This window comes from Providencia sp. PROV130, assembly GCF_028482225.1.
Taxonomy (GTDB): domain Bacteria; phylum Pseudomonadota; class Gammaproteobacteria; order Enterobacterales; family Enterobacteriaceae; genus Providencia; species Providencia rettgeri.
This window is the reverse complement of record NZ_JAMPQC010000054.1, coordinates 1-17,186: the sequence shown is the minus strand read 5'-3', so window position 1 is coordinate 17,186 and position 17,186 is coordinate 1. Positions and strand designations below refer to the sequence as shown.

Here is a 17,186-nt window from a genome sequence, read left to right as displayed (position 1 = left end):
CTGTACTTTCCTTCTAACTTTCATCGCTAATGCGACAGAGCCGTGCTTTGTGTTGTCGTTTTACGGCTTAATGAACAAATTATCTATTGAATATTTTCCCACTCCTCCTGAATGAGTGATAAATTGAGCGATTTTTTAAGTTTCAGAGAAACGACTTCATCAAGCTCAATTTCAAACAATTCATTAAAAACGTGTTTAAATTTTGCATATCGAGGGGCGAATTGATACCCAAAGAGGTCAAGGATAGCAAAGTTAACGTTATTAACCCCATGCGTGTCCGTGGCTAATGTTTTGGGTTGAATATCACAGGTATTATTATACAGTAAATCAAATGCGTAATGCGCTTCATATTCGTTGGCTGAAATCACTTTCGTGTTGATTGGTACATGATTTGAAACTAATGTAAGTGCGGATACGCCTTTCCCTTTTCGGAAGTATTTGGCTGAAAATCGGGCTTTAAATGTATTGATTCGGCAACCATGTTTTTGGCCATCAATACTCCCGAATGGGGCACTTTCGTTAATCGTATAATAGTTGAAAATCGGCAGTTTTGCTAAAGCATTAGATATCATATCATTGGCTTCACTCGTTGTTTCAGGTCGAATATAGCCGTCATTAACGGCTCTAAGCACACCGATAGCACGATCTGATATTGATGACATATGGTGAACACCATAGTTTGAACCATTTCCAAATATGCAGGCAAGTAAATCGCCTTCTTTAGCCTTAGTGTTTTTCTTTTTTGATGCGATATTTTTAAACGCATCTAAGTAGCCTGTTTTTTGATGAACATAGTCCATAATTTCAATGATCCCCATATGTTGGAGCTGGTTGTATATGGGGTTATCAAGATCATCTTTCCAACGTTTATTCGCCAGTTTCCATGTTAACTGGTTTGATCGTGGCTGAAGTGTCACGAAATCATTCGCTCCACCATGAATATTACGTCCAACCTGCTTCATTTGCTCATTCAATTTTTGCGTTAATTCCGAAAGCGTTTGTTCTATCGGCGTATTGAGACGAGTTAACCCTGTTTTTTGAATAATAATGGGGCTTTTTTTCCAATCGATGGCTGAAATTAAATCATCGTCTAAACGCTTATTATTGGCGCTTTCGTTGATGTAAATATTGTTACTTTCAATCATTCGAGCCACTTTTTGATATAAATAGTATTCAAATCTCCGTGTATTAACCTTTTCATCTATCACGAGAAAAGGTTTATCATTTTTTAGCAGTAATTGCTGATCAACGGTAGAAATGTGCTTATCTTTTTGAAGTTCTGACTTTTGCTGTTAACAATTGAGAAGACAGCAATTCCAACCCAGGTTCACACTCAATATCAATAGCGAGAAAAAGCGACCTCATTGTATTCGCAATTTTTCTGTATTGTGTATCGATGTAAAGCCACCCATAATGGGTTTTATCAAAGTTATTTTTATTAAGATGTTTGCTTATTAGCTGTATTTCATCTTTAGAAATCATTGCAAATGCATTTTGACGAATATCACCAAATTGGGTATCGTCACTGATGGTTTCATCAACAAAGAGTTGTAAAACATTACCCGCATACGTTAACTTTTCTCGAATAATTTCCAACTCTTCCGCTATACGTAGTTTAGCGGAAGTACTCGCCGCTTCCCTCTGTTTCCGAGTCACATACAAAAAAGCCGTTACCAATTTATCATTGGTTTCTTGGTAACGAAAAAATAAATAACAAACCAAATATAACATCCCTTGCCATTCGGAGAATCGGCGAATTTTATAAATCGATTGATGCCGAATAATCGATGCATAATAGCTTAAGTTACCTAACGATAAACCTAATTCACCAACGAGACGTTTTACATCGGGATAAACACTTTTTATGGTATTATGCGTTTCAATTTCACTTGCGAGCTCTGTCGGTGTAAAGTCTTTAGCTGCGCCTTGTTGGCCAGATAGACTATTTAATACCCCTTTTGTATGCAGTATCTTCTTTAATTTTTTATGTATTATTGGAGGCATGCTATTTGAAAGGATTACCTCGGTGCGTTGCCTCTCATTAGCTAAAACCGTGGTAATTATATTTTGTAAAGTGGAATAGCCAACCAGTCCTATTCTGTTTTGACCTAAAAAAGCGAGGCATTCATCAAAAATATATTTGGGATATGTGCAGATTGTTGCAACATCATTTAAGCGCTCTATCAAAGCTTGTTTATCTCGCTTTAATAGCCGCGAAAAACCGAGTATTTCATACATTTTCGCGATCAATGTTGCACGAGTACTTTTAGCAATAAAGGGATATTTCGGTTTTTTATTTGGAAAATGAGTCGCATAAATGTAGTCAACATCGTGTTTAACCTCTCGTAGCTTAAATTGAGCAATAACAGGCTTAGCACGGAAATAACCGATCAGAAGAATTAAATATATTTTCGTTTCAATTTTGCTCATTTTAGTGAGGATTTTTTTCATACTCAGATCTAATGAAAAGTATTCTTCACGCTCAATTTGATTAAATATTGGACGTGAATAGAGCTCATGAATTTCCTGTTCAGTCAAAATTTGAATACGGCCTGATTTAATTTCTTTCATTGTAGTCATGTTTTATCCAGTAAAAATAGATGACATCATATAATGGGGTGATGTGCTCAATCGACATAAAGGTGCAATTTAAGTCTACCTTAACTACACTAAGTGAAATCCAGTGTAGTAAGTATGAAAAACAGATGTATAATGCACCGAAATAACAACACTAATGTATAGTGCACCGATGAAGACAAATATAAGAATTTATGGATATCTACGTGCTTCTACGCATGAACAAGATGCCTCAAGAGCAAAAAATGAACTGTTGAAATTTGCTGAAGGAATGGGGCTACAAATTGCCTGCTGGTTTGAAGAAAATGAGTCAGGCGCTCAGCTTCACCGACCTGAACTCTTTCGCTTACTCAATGTGGCTATGCCCGGAGATATTATTTTAGTTGAACAAGTGGATAGAATTAGCCGCTTGAATACCGATGACTGGGAAAAATTAAAATATCTCATTGGACATAAAGGGTTAAAGGTCGTTTCTTTAGATCTGCCAACCAGTTACCAGTTTATGAGTCGCACCGATGAATTTACAGAACGAATGCTTGCAGCCCTTAACAGTATGATGTTAGACATGCTGGCAGCGGTTGCAAGAAAGGATTACGAAGATAGACGGCGTCGTCAAGCGCAAGGAGTGCAAAAAGCCAAACAAGAAGGGAAGTATAAAGGCCGTCCGGTCAATAAGATATTACACCAAAAAATTGAAGGTCTTCTAATGGAGAAAAAAAGCTATAGCCAAATAGAAAACCTGATAGGTTGTTCGCGGCATACTATTTCGAAAGTATCAAAATTGATGAAAATAGTACAATAAATGTCCCTCTATTCATTTATCAAGTTTATAGTCATACCGCTTGGTATGACATAAGAGAGATATTTAAGTATACACAAGAGTTTTAATTAAATAACTTATATTTATCACCATAAACCGAGCTTCATGACAATCATGAGCACGCATTAAAAGGGAGATTGAATGTCATCATCACCACAAAAGTCTCAAACGTGGGGGAAGATAAACCCGCCCGTTTTCTTTGTTTCCGCTTTTATTATTTTATGTGTCGTTGCAATAGCCGCTATTTTTCCTCAACGTTCTGAAATTTTGTTAAAAACCCTACAAGCTCAACTTTTTGAGAATGCCAGTTGGTTTTATATTCTGGCCGTCGCATTAATTTTATTGACCGTCGCCTATTTAGGGCTCTCTCGATTTGGCCAAATCAAACTCGGTCCAGATCATGCTCAACCGCAATTTAGTTATCTTTCCTGGTTCGCTATGTTGTTTTCTGCTGGAATGGGCATTGGACTGATGTTTTTCGGGGTCGCAGAACCCGTGATGCACTATCTTGCTCCCCCCGTTGGAGACCCACAAACTGTTCAAGCTGCAAGAGAAGCAATGGAAATTACATTTTTCCATTGGGGCTTACATGCTTGGGCGATTTATGCCATTGTCGCCTTAATTCTCGCTTTTTTTAGTTATCGACATGGCTTACCGCTTACATTGCGTTCAGCTCTCTATCCCATCATTGGTGAGCGTATCTATGGCCCAATGGGACATGCCGTTGATATTTTTGCTGTTGTTGGCACCGTTTTTGGCGTTGCAACTTCGCTTGGATTTGGTGTTTTGCAAGTCAACGCAGGATTAGCGCACTTATTCGGTTTTCCTGTCAGTCCAACGATGCAAGTAATTTTGATCGTTGTGATCACAGGATTAGCGACGTTATCAGTTGTCAGTGGTTTAGATAAAGGCATACGAATTCTCTCTGAACTCAACCTCAGTTTAGCGGGTTTATTATTATTATTAATTGGGATTTTAGGCCCGACAGTACTGTTACTTAAATCTTTTGTCCAAAATACCGGGGCTTATCTTTCAGATATCATCAATAAAACCTTCAATCTTTATGCCTATGAACCGCAATCGAGTGAATGGTTAGGGGGATGGACATTATTGTACTGGGGATGGTGGCTTTCATGGTCCCCTTTTGTGGGCATGTTTATTGCGAGGATCTCTCGAGGCCGTACTATTCGTGAGTTTGTTACAGGTGTTTTGTTTGTTCCTGCTGGGTTTACACTGCTTTGGATGACTTTTTTTGGAAATAGTGCCATCCATTTGATCCGTGATAATGGCGCAGAAATGTTGGCACAAGTCGTCCAAAAAGATGTTGCTCTCGCCTTATTTGAATTTTTAAATTACTTTCCGTTTTCATCTGTTCTTTCTTTTGTCGCTATGTTGATGGTCATTGTTTTTTTTGTGACATCTGCGGATTCTGGGGCGATGGTTGTCGATACGTTAGCCTCGGGTGGTGAAATACACACACCCGTTTGGCAACGTATTTTTTGGGCCTTTTTGATGGGGGCCGTTGCAATCACACTTTTACTGGCCGGCGGATTAACAGCATTGCAAACCATGACGATAGCGACCGCGTTACCCTTTGCGATTATTTTATTGATTGCTATCGTCGGATTGCTAAAAGCTTTACGGATCGATATATATAAAAAAGACAGTCAACAGCTTGCTACTTTAGCACCGAATACCGGACGTGGGGGGTTATCATGGGAGCGTCGATTACGTAAAATAGCGTTCTTTCCTAAACGTAATCAGGTTAAACGTTTCATGACGGAAGTGATTGAGCCGGCTATGCAGTCAGTCGTCACTGAGTTGGAAAAGCAGGGGACCGAGGCCGCTATCCATAATGAGAAAGACGATAGGGTGACTCTTGAAGTACAATTTGGTGAGAACCTCAATTTCCTCTATGAAATACGATTACGGGACTATTTGACGCCTTCTTTTGCATTAGTGGGGATGGATGATGATGAAAATAATGAGTCTCAGAAATACTACCGCGCTGAAGTTTATTTAAAGGAAGGTGGGCAAGACTACGATATTATGGGATGGAGTGAAGCGCAGATTATTCATGATATCCTCGATCAATATGAAAAACACATTCATTTTATTCATATTGTCGATAAATCGTAGCCATTTATTATGATAGAGAGGTGACGAAAGCGAGTCACCTCTCTTGGTAATAATGACTATAGACGAAAAGACTAACGAATGATGAGTAATGACACGGGCGTTTTATGTATCATCTCTGTCGTATGACTTCCGGTAAAAAATTGCCTCAATCGCGAATGACCAAAAGCCCCCATGATGATCAAATCAATATGGTGTTGTACTGCAAAGTTACACAACTCATCAACGATGCTATTGTCACCCTCAAGTAAATTGACTTTCACCTGAATACCGGCTTGATGAAGTTGGTTTTGTGCTTTTTTGAGCTGACAGTCTTGGTTACCGTACATCACCAGATAGCAATCACTACCGGCTAATAATTTCACTTGTGTTAACCGATGAATGATTCGTTCACCTTCCTCACTGCCATCAAATGCAATCAGCATCTTTTTCGGTGGGGTAAAGTTTCGCTTGCAGATAAGCACTGAGTTTTTTTGAAGTCGAATAATGCCTTCGAGTTGACGGCCAATATGACCCGTTAATTCAGATTGCTCGCCTCGACGACCGAGTACAACAATATGCGTATCATCTTGATTTAGTACCTCGGCTAACGTTCCTTGTCGCTGAAGTGTATTAACATTATGAAGACCTAAATCTTGAGTGATTTTTTTTGCACTCATCAATAATTGTCGGCCTTCCTCTCGGGTTAAACGCGCTCGCTTTTCCTCAATATCCACGAGTTCTCTCAATAAAGTTTCTCGGGTATCAAATCCTATGATCCCACTTAAATCATGGTGTGCTGATGTCGAGATTTTTTCATTCATGTGTAACAGTGTCAGTGGTAGGTCGAGTGTTTGGGCTATCCAAGCACTGGCGTGACAAACAGCAATTGCCGAAGACGAACGGTCAATACACCCAATTACGCAATTTTTTTGAATGATATCTGCAGCCATAATTAATGACCTCCCATGAATTTTTCAATTTTTTTCGGGTCGTCATGAATACCAAATTTATCAACCAATGTTGCAGTGGCTTCATTCATCCCTTTAATTTCAACATCAATGCCTTCACGTCTAAACTTAATCACCACTTTATCTAACGCACTGACGGAGGTGATATCCCAAAAATGAGCATGATCCACATCGATAATCGCTTTATCAATGTCTTCTTTAAAATCAAAAGCATTAACAAAGCGTTCCGATGTAGCAAAGAAAATTTGTCCTCGAACCTCATAATGGCGTGCTTTTTTATCCCTGCTTGATGTAACTGTCATGTATCGCGCGACTTTATTAGCAAAATTAAGCGCTGCGATGAGCACTCCGACAAGTACCCCGTAAGCCAGATTATGAGTCCAAACGACAACAATGACGGTGGCTATCATAACAACACTGGTTGATAGCGGATGAACTCGTATATCAGCAAGGGAGCGCCAAGAAAAGGTTCCAATTGACACCATAATCATCACAGCAACTAACGCCGCCATTGGAATTTTTGATACCCAATCATTAAGAAAAACCACCATTAACAATAAAACAATACCGGCCACCAACGTAGATAATCGGCCTCGGCCACCCGATTTAATATTGATGATGGATTGACCAATCATCGCACATCCTGCCATCCCGCCAATAAATGCAGTGGCAATATTCGCAATACCTTGCCCTTTGCATTCTCGATTTTTATCACTGGTTGTATCGGTCAAATCATCCACAATCGTTGCGGTCATCATCGATTCCAATAAGCCAACAACGGCAAGCGCTAGTGAGTAGGGTAATATGACCAGTAGCGTTTCGATATTAAAGGGAATATCAGGCACAAGGAAGATGGGTAAACTGTCAGGCAAAACGCCCATATCACCGACTGTGCGGATATCAAGACCCAGACTAATTGAAATTACCGTTAATACAACGATACACACTAATGGTGAAGGAATGGTCTTATTGATTAATGGAAACAGATAGATAATCCCTAAGCCTGCCGCGGTCATCGCATAAACATACCAACTTACATGGGTTAACTCTGGAAGTTGGGCTAAAAAAATCAATATAGCTAACGCATTAACGAACCCCGTTACGACAGAGCGTGAAACAAACCGCATTAAATTACCGAGCTTTAAATATCCTGCGATAACTTGAAATATCCCGGTTAATACCGTCGCAGCTAATAGGTACTGAAGGCCATGTTCTTTCACCAGAACGACCATTAAAAGTGCCATTGCACCCGTTGCGGAGGAAATCATGCCGGGGCGCCCCCCGATAAAAGCGATAATTACCGCAATAGAAAATGCGGCGTATAACCCCACTTTGGGGTCGACGCCGGCAATAATTGAAAAAGCGATAGCTTCAGGAATTAACGCTAAAGCAACAACAATACCGGCTAGGACATCCCCACGGATATTACCCAGCCAGTCCTGACGAGTGGAGGACAAAAGCATATTAGACTACCTTGTAATCTATCAATCCCAAGATGGGAGATTATATTTTAAATAAACGAAACTATCCCAAAGAAGGGACGTGGGAATTGGCTGATTTAGTATCAACCTAAAAGGAAGGAGGTGTCTCAGGGTGGCGTAAGGCGCATAATATGATCAGCTGTTCCTATGAATAGTATGTTTTTTTTAAAATACCAATATCAACGACCTTAAGCAAGTACCGGATTAATATGAGCGTACTGATGCCATACATCGGTACGCTCATCATGATAAATATCGTCAGAGATTTACTTTACTCTGATGCCTTGTTTATCAACAATAATCTCGCCATCTTCTTTGATAAATTCACGTTGTTGCGAATGAGGTAATATATCCAAAACGACTTCTGAAGGTCGGTAAAGCTTAGTTCCTACTGATGTAACAACAATCGGTCTATTAATCAGTATTGGGTACTGCAACATAAAATCAATTAATTGCTCATACGGCTCAACATTTTTTCGTAATAACGCCCTTACCGTAATTTTCATATCGGCAATAAGTTTTACTAATATATCCTTAGACGGCAGGGTTTCTAAATTTTAATTTTTCAATGTAATAGCATCGAGTGTTAATGCTACCGTATAAGATATCGCCTGTAGCCCTTGATATTAGAGGGCTAAGAGCAAACTTTGGACTTTTCGATGAAATGGGCGCGTAACCCCATATTGGCGATATGATTAATTTTAGCAGTTGAAAGTTTTTATTATGTATATGGTGTATACGAGTTTCAGCGCAATATTGTAAATCTAGATAGCTCTCAGACTGATCGAGCCAGAGCCAGTAGAGATTGGTTGTTGGGCAGAATGAACACTTTTCCAAATAATGATGTTTATTTTCCCATAATATACCCTGATATACATACAGGTTTTGGTTTTTTTGCTAGACGCACAAAAATCCACCCTTTAGATGATATAGATCTTATGTTTGGTCTCGATGGTGATGATTGTGTATACAGCGAGAGTGATGGGAAAATAATAATCACTGCGCGTGAAGGAACCGTTCGCTTAAAATACTATAAGCATGATGGCACAAATTTTATTAACTCTAGAAAAATAATAAACAGTTTTATCTCAAGCCTAAATCAAATTCAGCAGTATGATAGGGCTGATGTAAAAAAAAATCAGGAAGCAGCTACTCTGAAGCTAAAATCCTATGACTGGAATTTTGATATAGTTCCTGCATTCATTACTACTCCAGATTCATTTGGCAAGACATATTATTTAATACCAAATGGCAATGGACACAATGTCATCTCGGTATTCATTTTTCAATTAATAGCCCTCTCTATTAAGGGGGGTTTTGACTTCAAGAAGACTAAGATGATTCGGGAAATCATTTCGAACTTCATCAATGAGAGCCTCAAGATGAATGCTTTCACCACCTCCACCCTGTCGTAATAAGCGTAAAGCGGCAAACCACTGAGCACGGCCTGTACCACTAAGTTTTAACCGTGAAATATCTCCCCCTGCCCTAAGCCATATGTCTTGATCACTTGGACCAGCGGGATACAAGTCAGCCAGAATATCTTCAAGCTTGCGATCTCTTCCTGCGTGTTTTGACTGTTCCTCCGAGCAAACCATTTTTTGAACACCACCGCACTTGAGTGCTATAGGAAAATTATTTTCCAAATTACTTTTGAAAACAGGGTGTTGTTCATTATTGAATTTTTTGGCTTCAGTTGGGATTCTATGCTCAAGATAAGTAAATATATCGAAAACTCGAATGAAATTGTCATCAAAAGTCCCTGCGCGTCCCTTTAATGCATCCAGAAAATGCTTAGTGAAAAGGCTATTTTTATCTCCGGGTAATATCAGCGAAGTCTCCGTATCTCTTGATGATGCAAGCAATACCTTACCGCGCCCCTGAGATAGGCGTTCTAGTGACTTATTTGAAAAGCCCAAGTTGTATTCATTGTGCTGCATTAGATTTTTAATACTAACAACACCAGCAGAATGGCAAGCATCAATTACAAATAACAATCTCTCAGATTTAATTAAAGAGAGTAAATCTGACAATTCTTGCTCACACAATAAGCCTCCATCATCGGATGAAAAATCCACAGGAACCAATGAGCAATCGGGTTCAGAATCATTTCCTAAGTTAGCTCCATGACCTGAAAAGTAAATAAAAACTGTATCATTTTCTCCTGTTTTTTTTGCCAATTCAGACAGTGCATTACGGATGTTAATCAGAGTGGCGTCAGAGTTAATTAGCCTTGTCACATTAGAGGTGTTATAACCACAGTGTCTATCAGACATAAGCACTTCTGCTACGTCTAATGCATCCTGAGTTACAGTGTAAGGAAGTGCATTACTTCCTTCATATTCAGAAATAGCGACAATAAGTGCATAAGCTTCTGGAAATGATTTACATAGATTCATTTTTTAGCCTTAAACATTTCACTAATAACTTCAATTTTTTCGTTATTTGGAAAGTCATCGATTACTTCCCTCAGTAAGTCATCAACATTTGGTTTAGCCCCTTTTTTTATTTTTTCTATAGTACGCCTCCAACGGTCGTAACCAGAACCCAAATAATATATATCCCATGAATTGCCACCTGACCGAGACAATATATCATTTTCGTCAGGTCCAGAAGGATATAGTTCAATTAAAATTGTGGTCAAAAAATTCCACTTTTCCTCATCTGTACAGTCACATACTCGCCACCGGTCCTGGAGCGGTAAGATTGATTTGCAATATTCTAAAATGAGGGGAGCATTACTTGAAAATATCTCGGATTTTTCTAAGACAAATTTAGCTACCATTTTCCAATTTTTATCTTTGATAATTTCCCCAATGGCTTTTGAATTATATTTCTGTTGGCTAGTTTGATGAATAAACCACGCTTCCAACCATTTTTTGAAATCAACTTCAGTGAAGAGATTTATCTGATTAAAAATACCAATCACACCTTCACAAAAAGACATAGAGTCTATAGTCATTTCATCAATCAGACCATCCAACTGGTATACAGCCCGCTCAAGGACATCATCCAGCTTAACAAAATTCAGATTAAGGGCTTTTCTATACCATCCTTTAGCAGTTGCATTCAAATAATTAAGTCTGGTAGGTTCATCAAAAACACTCCATATTTTATTAACACTTTGGTAATCACATAAATCAGCCATCGGGGATGTGGAAAGCAAATTTAAAAGCACTTCATAATCATGACAACCTGTTATTAAAATTTTATCAAGCAATGAAAAAAATATCTTTTGCGCTTCTAGTGGCGCATTCCAAAGTTCTGGATTCAGCTTTAACGCTCTTGCCCAAATAAGTAAGCTGATATTTGACGTAATAGAAACAGATTCAAGAATGGAAGGGTTAATTGCAGCCCGATTTACTACAATATCTATTAGACGTGCATCATTTAAGTACAAACAACAAGATAATAATTGGCTTTGATCCACATTGGTTGCTATTGTATTCAATCCCTTCACGTATTCAACATTAGTATCAATTTTCAATTGCTTTTTGAATGCTTCTTTTGCTGAAAAATACAAAGCCAAGACTGTACCATGTAATATAAGTAATTTCTTATTTGAGAACACATTGACTAATTGCTCAACTATTGAATTTGATAAATCTTTCGGAGTGTTTTCTGCAATCAGACACTCAATGCTATCATTGACTTCTAATCTATCGACAAGTCCACTTAATACACTTACATCGAATTTTACCCATCGCCAAATAGCCACAAATACTGATGGATTTAATGATGATATTGCGGCTAAAATTCCTGCATTAACAGAGTTTACCCAGCCAGATACAGCATTATTGTCAAATAGAGCAATCTGAATTATTTTAATAAAATCTGAATCATCAGCTTCTAAATACTTACAACATGATAACTTAGAAGAAATTGCTTCCCAAATGACATTCAGGTCTCCAAACCCAATCCCGTTTAAATTTCTAAGCTTTAATACATCAGCTATATCAGACTCAGTGACGAGTTCAGCGCATTGCGTCACCAAAATATTTTTCGCCTCCCGACCTTTTATATTACTGGGAGAAAGAACCTCTAGAAATTTAATTAAAGAAATACAGTCATTGAATGTAAATGGAATACTTTGATATTTTGATTTAGCCTCAGAAAGTAACCCAACCATTGAAGGTTTCTTCATTTCAATCCCAAAGATCTCACAAAAACGTTCAAATTCAGAGTAGCCTGCATTAAATGCTTTAATTGCTGAGGAAGGAGAGTCTGGGGCTGAAAATTCTTTTATAACTTTATAATTATTCCATCTTGATAGCAATGATGTAGGGATACAAACTAAGTGAGGAACCGTAGTCTCAACACAATCTTTTGGGCTTACACTCAACCTAAAAGAGAAATTTTCTCGCATGTATGGCCATAGTTTGAACCATATCTGACAGACTAGGTTTTCGAAATTATCAAGGCCTACATGGATTAATGGTCCATCTTTTCTGTCAACCAATAATTCAATAACATTGTTATTCAATCCATTTGGTAGCTCAACTTCTATTTCATTGAATTGACATAAATTACATGATGCAATGAATACATCATCATTACCCGGTTCAATAGGAAGTAACTCTATTAGATTATTTAAGTTATCAAATTTTGATATGTCATTTAAGTCAATAGCTACAGTATAAACAACCATCATTCCTGAGCGTGAAGCATTTATATCAATAAAACTTCTGGCTAGAATATATTTATTTTCAAAAGGAAAACCTGAAATGTATGGAGAAAAATCCACGCCAGCGGGTACCACATCGGGAAGATCTAACCATTGGGATATTTTTCTAAAAAACTCAGTATTTGAACTACACCTCCGAAGGCCATGTCCTTGCCCAACCTGTCCAAATATTGCTTTTTCAATCTTCATGTAACTTTACTCAAGAAATCAAGAAATTTATGGGAATTGTAATGTCTGGATTACAGGTACCATCAGCACATACGACATATCCAAAGCTTTCCGGCCCACTCTCTACATACGCTTGATCTTTATTTATTTTATCAAGATTTTTCCCAAGAGCAGATAGCCCCATTATTAATGGGCTATCCCAATGTGAATGAATAAAATCATATAACATAGGAAGTGATTGCTTTAAAAGCTCTGGAGGAGTTGTTCTTGTATTCAACTCATCCCAGCAACTAAGCAGGAGACAAATTTTTGGCATTTTGCTTGAGCCTGAGAGCTTACGAAGATAAATTAGAATCTGTATAAGTTCAATCAAACGAGCTTGATCCGACATTTCTTTTTTATCAATCGGTTGAGTCTCTGGTTTTTTTTCATTATTTATTGGACGAGAGAGAACATCATCTTGCAAACGATATAAACTAGTTCTTAGCATAAATAGCCATGATGTACTGTCTGTCACACGTTGTATCCATTCTTTAGGTATATTTCGAAACGTAGATATATTGGATACTTGTTCACCGCCATAATCAGGCCAAATCAATTGGCCTTTAAAACCATTAGAATCCTTTATTGGCCATATACTTTCAACGTAACTTATAGCCGGTGTATGTTTTGCGGCAAGTCCTTCATTTAATTTATCTACCGCTTCAGAAAAAGGTTCTAAATTTTTAGCAGCACCATTCATTTGCAACTGCGCATTTTTTTTCTGAAGCTTCATAAGAAGCTGTGCACCATAATGAGTCTTCCCAACACCAGACTCGCCGATAATTAATACCGAACTATCATTGCACTTCATATTCTCACCTTTGTCTGAACATGAAAAATGGATCTGTTGTATTTTGAGTTATTGACGGTAAAATACCTTTCATGAACGTTTGCTTCATTATCCAATTGAATAATTTTGATATCGTTTCTTCTGGCTTGGATTGAAGATCATTATTTATCAGAACCTGAACTTTAAACTCTTCAGCTATTGGAAGGGCAGAGATAATACCCTCCCTCACAAGGTTTTCCATAGATTCATCTTCAGAAATATCTCCTTTGGTCCAGACTAACGCTACAGGCCTTTGTCTATACTCCCCGGAAAGCCGCTGAGTTAGTCGCATTAATTCAGATCTAGCCAAGCCTTTTCTATCTCCAGATAAGGCTTCTCTATCCACAATCAAAAGGAAAATATCAGCATTTTCAGATAGCCAACGAGCTCCGCCGGCATCAGGTGAGTCTGAATTCAAAGCCCATTTTCCAAACCATTCGCCTGGAGCATCGGCAAATAAATAATCTTGGAGAAGGTTTGATTCAATCTCCTGAAAGGAAAGATGCAATAAGCCAGGCGAACGGCGTGAACTACTTGGTGTGTGCGCGGGAAAACAAGGTGAAAGACCAGGTTCCCATCTAAGGGCTGTAGAAACAGCTTCCCAACCTCCCAAGGTGTAGGATCCTGCAAAACGTTGATTTTGTTTACTGGCTAACCCCCTTGAAACAAGCAAATAAATTGCAGCTAGAAGTGATGTCTTTCCTGCATTTGTCGCACCAAGAACACCAATTATTTTAGGTTTTGAGCAACCACTGACAAATCCTACATCAGTTAATCCCATACCTAAATTGTACCAATGAATTTTACCTATATGCTACACACTAGTGTATTGACAATAGATACACGCAGGGTTATTGTGTATCTATTGTGTATATGTATATAGGAGTTAAGATCATGCGTAATGCTGCAATTAATCTTCGGGCTTTACCTGAACAACGAGACTTAATCGATGAGGCTGCTAGTCTTCTTGGTAAGAATCGGTCTGACTTTATGCTTGAAGTCGCTTGTGAAAGAGCACAAGCAATATTACTAGATCAAGTTTTTTTCCAATTAGATAATGAAAAGTTTCAGCAATTTAATTTATTGCTTGATGCTCCAGTTAATAGTAACCCGGGTCTAGATCGTTTAATGGCAATAGAAACACCATGGAAGGAAATATAGTGAACTTGCAACTATCAGCTCCTAAACCATTATTGTCATCTCATAGGCTTGATGATTTTTTTTGTGGTGAATCATCTTTAGATGATTGGTTAAAGCGTCGGGCTCTATCTAACCATTTGAATGGAGCTAGTCGAACCTTTGTTATCGCTGATTCATATCAATACGTTTGGGGTTATTATGCATTAGCGACCGGAGCAATCTCTCATAATGAAGCCACAGGTCGTGTTCGTCGAAATATGCCTGAGCCAATTCCAGTTATTGTACTTGGAAGATTAGCAATTGATTTACATGCTCAGGGAAGAAAACTTGGTGCTTCTTTATTACAGGATGCTGTTGTTAGAGTTAGAGCTGTTGCTGAAAATACAGGGGTTCGTGCACTACTTGTCCATAGTTTGAATGATAAAGCAAAACAATTTTATGAATACTATGGTTTTACTGCATCCCCTACTAGCCCTATGACATTGATGCTTAGACTATAATTTAACCTTCATTTTAAGTTTTATCTTTTATAAGTGGGGTCAACGATACCTTATCATTTAGTCAATGAACATAAGTAAAATGATACGTTTTTCGATCTGCACTCATATATATCATATAGTTATACTTTAATGATATGAATAAAGGGCCCTCTCGTTGAGTGCTCTTTATTCGATGCTATGCAAAATATTGTGACAACGTCACCTTAGTTTAAATAAGGTTCGAATTTGAGTTGTAGTTTGAGCCTGACTCGGTGATAAGCAAGAGGGTTACTGTCAATATAGCAAGACACACCAACAAAAATTTGAAGGTAGATTCATGCTTACCTGTTTTTTCCTTCTTCACAAAAAAATACAACGTTAAGCAATAAACCAGAACTTGAGTGATAATCAGTAAATAGAACATATGTCTGCCCCCCCTTATATATAGATCCATCTTTCACGTAACACGCAAGCCGTGAAAATTTCAATCAAAATACCCACCCATAATCCCATAATCCTATAATCACATGATTACATGATTATAGAACCACATGATAATAGAATTATATAATCATAGGATTACATAATCATGTGTTGACATCTATCTAAAGTATGCTTTAATGATTACATAATTACATAATTACATAATTACATAATTACATGATTACATGATTGCATGATTACATGATTACATGATTACGTGACCACATGGTTGCATAACGCGAGGTGTACATGACTAAGGTTATTTCTTTTTTGAATGGAAAAGGCGGTGTTGGAAAAACAACATCATCAATAAATATAGCGACAGCAATAGCTAGAAGTGGTTATAAGGTCGTTGTCGTTGATACAGACCCACAATTAAGCATTGGCAATTGGTATGAAGAAAACAAGTGCCAATTTGATGTAGCTTCTGCAAGTTCACAGAAAGAAGTCTATTCAATTAAAAAAGCATTAAAAGAATATGATTACATTATTATTGATGGTGCGGCGGCTATTTCTGAAATATCCTCAGCAGCAGTTATGATTAGTGACTTAGTGATCATACCTGTCACACCTTCGCCCCTCGATTTTGCCGCTAGCACTGCTATTTTAGCTGTTATTGAAGCTCGTAATGATCTGCAACCAGTTGAAGCAAGATTTTTAATTACTAAGAAAATTAATACAACGACAATGTTGCAAGTTCTGAAAGATTCAATTGAAACGACTGGCGTTGAAATGCTAAAAACAGGTATTACTCAGCGTCAATCTTATATTAAAACAATGCTTGATGGTGGAACTGTTTACGATACATCAGACGCTAATGCCAAGGGTGAAATAGATAACATCACGAGAGAAATTATGGAGATCGTTAATAATGGGTAAAGATATTAAAATCATGAAATTAGGACAGCATACCCAAATAAATAAAGCGGTAACGGCTATTCATAAACCCATTTTACCTACTAAAAAATTACAGATGAACATGCCAGAAGAACTGCATAAAAGATTTAAGCTAGAGTGTTTATCAAAAGAAGTAGATATGACAAGCGTTGTTATTGAGTTAATTGAAGGTTGGCTTGAAGATAACAAGTAACAGAATAATCATTAGTTCTATTTTAGATAATTAAGGGATCTGATTAAAAAATAGCCTTGACGTACAATAATTTTCGATATCCAAACTGACCCCTGTATCACTGAGATAAAAGCGAATCAGACTTTAGCGAAAGTGAAAAATAAGTTATCAAAACTAGTGTAAAAAAAGTATTCGGGATATTTGTGTAGTGTGAAAATATGCAGTATATTGACACTGTGTATTTATACGGCTCTGTCGCATTAGCGATGAAAGTTCGAAGGAAAGTACAGTGGTGAATATTTAGGCAACTAAATAATAAAACATCGCT

14 protein-coding genes and 1 pseudogene are annotated in these 17,186 nt (G+C 37.7%); 6 read left to right on the top strand and 9 right to left on the bottom strand.

Annotation, left to right across the window (positions count from 1 at the left end; genetic code table 11):
• Window positions 1-83: 83 nt before the first annotated feature.
• Entirely contained in the window at window positions 84-1,145 is a 1,062-nt protein-coding gene (locus tag PSF28_RS23020) for a Tn3 family transposase (protein WP_272685719.1), read from the bottom strand.
• Between the two features lie 118 nt (window positions 1,146-1,263).
• Window positions 1,264-2,580, bottom strand: a complete 1,317-nt coding sequence (locus PSF28_RS23015; RefSeq protein WP_272685718.1) for a DUF4158 domain-containing protein — start codon at window positions 2,578-2,580, stop codon at window positions 1,264-1,266.
• 169 nt (window positions 2,581-2,749) lie between these two features.
• Between PSF28_RS23015 and PSF28_RS23010 the strand changes: the two genes are divergently transcribed.
• Window positions 2,750-3,379 carry a recombinase family protein gene (locus PSF28_RS23010; protein WP_176455180.1) on the top strand — a complete coding sequence of 210 codons (630 nt, stop codon included), beginning with the start codon at window positions 2,750-2,752 and terminating at the stop codon, window positions 3,377-3,379.
• Between the two features lie 159 nt (window positions 3,380-3,538).
• Window positions 3,539-5,536 (top strand): BCCT family transporter, encoded by a 1,998-nt coding sequence (locus tag PSF28_RS23005; RefSeq protein WP_011039688.1) that lies wholly within the window; start codon window positions 3,539-3,541, stop codon window positions 5,534-5,536.
• Between the two features lie 71 nt (window positions 5,537-5,607).
• Here the strand turns inward: PSF28_RS23005 and PSF28_RS23000 are convergent, their stop codons facing one another.
• From PSF28_RS23000 to PSF28_RS22970, 7 genes and pseudogenes are all read right to left on the bottom strand, one after another.
• Window positions 5,608-6,465: a universal stress protein gene (locus PSF28_RS23000; protein ID WP_272685717.1), complete on the bottom strand. Its 858-nt coding sequence runs from the start codon at window positions 6,463-6,465 to the stop codon at window positions 5,608-5,610.
• Between the two features lie 2 nt (window positions 6,466-6,467).
• Entirely contained in the window at window positions 6,468-7,946 is a 1,479-nt protein-coding gene (locus tag PSF28_RS22995; RefSeq protein WP_011039690.1) for a SulP family inorganic anion transporter, read from the bottom strand.
• A 284-nt stretch (window positions 7,947-8,230) separates the two neighbouring features.
• Window positions 8,231-8,518 (bottom strand): annotated as a pseudogene (locus PSF28_RS22990) (ArsC/Spx/MgsR family protein); the annotation flags it as partial.
• Between the two features lie 735 nt (window positions 8,519-9,253).
• Window positions 9,254-10,363 (bottom strand): caspase family protein, encoded by a 1,110-nt coding sequence (locus PSF28_RS22985; protein WP_272685716.1) that lies wholly within the window; start codon window positions 10,361-10,363, stop codon window positions 9,254-9,256.
• Complete coding sequence (locus PSF28_RS22980) at window positions 10,360-12,837, bottom strand: GAP1-N1 domain-containing protein (RefSeq protein ID WP_272685715.1); 2,478 nt, start codon at window positions 12,835-12,837, stop codon at window positions 10,360-10,362. The genes PSF28_RS22985 and PSF28_RS22980 overlap by 4 nt, the downstream gene beginning before the upstream one ends.
• A 10-nt stretch (window positions 12,838-12,847) precedes the next feature.
• The gene (locus PSF28_RS22975) at window positions 12,848-13,669 is read right to left on the bottom strand and encodes a hypothetical protein (protein ID WP_272685714.1); all 822 of its coding nucleotides are present in this window, start codon (window positions 13,667-13,669) and stop codon (window positions 12,848-12,850) included.
• A 4-nt stretch (window positions 13,670-13,673) separates the two neighbouring features.
• On the bottom strand, window positions 13,674-14,468 hold the full coding sequence (locus PSF28_RS22970; RefSeq protein WP_272685713.1) for a TRAFAC clade GTPase domain-containing protein: 795 nt from the start codon (window positions 14,466-14,468) through the stop codon (window positions 13,674-13,676).
• 113 nt (window positions 14,469-14,581) lie between these two features.
• Here PSF28_RS22970 and PSF28_RS22965 point away from each other — a divergent pair, with 113 nt between their 5' ends.
• From PSF28_RS22965 to PSF28_RS22950, 4 genes are all read left to right on the top strand, one after another.
• Entirely contained in the window at window positions 14,582-14,848 is a 267-nt protein-coding gene (locus tag PSF28_RS22965) for a type II toxin-antitoxin system TacA family antitoxin (protein WP_226693811.1), read from the top strand.
• A complete protein-coding gene (locus tag PSF28_RS22960) occupies window positions 14,833-15,327 on the top strand; it encodes a GNAT family N-acetyltransferase (RefSeq protein ID WP_226693812.1) in 495 nt (164 codons plus the stop codon). The genes PSF28_RS22965 and PSF28_RS22960 overlap by 16 nt, the downstream gene beginning before the upstream one ends.
• Window positions 15,328-16,038: 711 nt before the next feature.
• A complete protein-coding gene (gene parA, locus PSF28_RS22955; protein WP_226693813.1) occupies window positions 16,039-16,668 on the top strand; it encodes a ParA family partition ATPase in 630 nt (209 codons plus the stop codon).
• Window positions 16,661-16,879, top strand: a complete 219-nt coding sequence (locus tag PSF28_RS22950) for a plasmid partition protein ParG (protein WP_226693814.1) — start codon at window positions 16,661-16,663, stop codon at window positions 16,877-16,879. Before parA ends, PSF28_RS22950 begins: the two co-directional genes overlap by 8 nt.
• The last annotated feature ends 307 nt before the right edge of the window (window positions 16,880-17,186 follow it).

What these genes read in the sequence shown, in the direction of transcription:
- PSF28_RS23020 (WP_272685719.1), bottom strand. Translation starts at nt 1,145, where the DNA reads ATGATTGAAAGTAACAATATTTACATCAACGAAAGCGCCAATAATAAG.
- PSF28_RS23015 (WP_272685718.1), bottom strand. Translation starts at nt 2,580, where the DNA reads ATGACTACAATGAAAGAAATTAAATCAGGCCGTATTCAAATTTTGACT.
- PSF28_RS23010 (WP_176455180.1), top strand. Translation starts at nt 2,750, where the DNA reads ATGAAGACAAATATAAGAATTTATGGATATCTACGTGCTTCTACGCAT.
- PSF28_RS23005 (WP_011039688.1), top strand. Translation starts at nt 3,539, where the DNA reads ATGTCATCATCACCACAAAAGTCTCAAACGTGGGGGAAGATAAACCCG.
- PSF28_RS23000 (WP_272685717.1), bottom strand. Translation starts at nt 6,465, where the DNA reads ATGGCTGCAGATATCATTCAAAAAAATTGCGTAATTGGGTGTATTGAC.
- PSF28_RS22995 (WP_011039690.1), bottom strand. Translation starts at nt 7,946, where the DNA reads ATGCTTTTGTCCTCCACTCGTCAGGACTGGCTGGGTAATATCCGTGGG.
- PSF28_RS22985 (WP_272685716.1), bottom strand. Translation starts at nt 10,363, where the DNA reads ATGAATCTATGTAAATCATTTCCAGAAGCTTATGCACTTATTGTCGCT.
- PSF28_RS22980 (WP_272685715.1), bottom strand. Translation starts at nt 12,837, where the DNA reads ATGAAGATTGAAAAAGCAATATTTGGACAGGTTGGGCAAGGACATGGC.
- PSF28_RS22975 (WP_272685714.1), bottom strand. Translation starts at nt 13,669, where the DNA reads ATGAAGTGCAATGATAGTTCGGTATTAATTATCGGCGAGTCTGGTGTT.
- PSF28_RS22970 (WP_272685713.1), bottom strand. Translation starts at nt 14,468, where the DNA reads ATGGGATTAACTGATGTAGGATTTGTCAGTGGTTGCTCAAAACCTAAA.
- PSF28_RS22965 (WP_226693811.1), top strand. Translation starts at nt 14,582, where the DNA reads ATGCGTAATGCTGCAATTAATCTTCGGGCTTTACCTGAACAACGAGAC.
- PSF28_RS22960 (WP_226693812.1), top strand. Translation starts at nt 14,833, where the DNA reads ATGGAAGGAAATATAGTGAACTTGCAACTATCAGCTCCTAAACCATTA.
- parA (WP_226693813.1), top strand. Translation starts at nt 16,039, where the DNA reads ATGACTAAGGTTATTTCTTTTTTGAATGGAAAAGGCGGTGTTGGAAAA.
- PSF28_RS22950 (WP_226693814.1), top strand. Translation starts at nt 16,661, where the DNA reads ATGGGTAAAGATATTAAAATCATGAAATTAGGACAGCATACCCAAATA.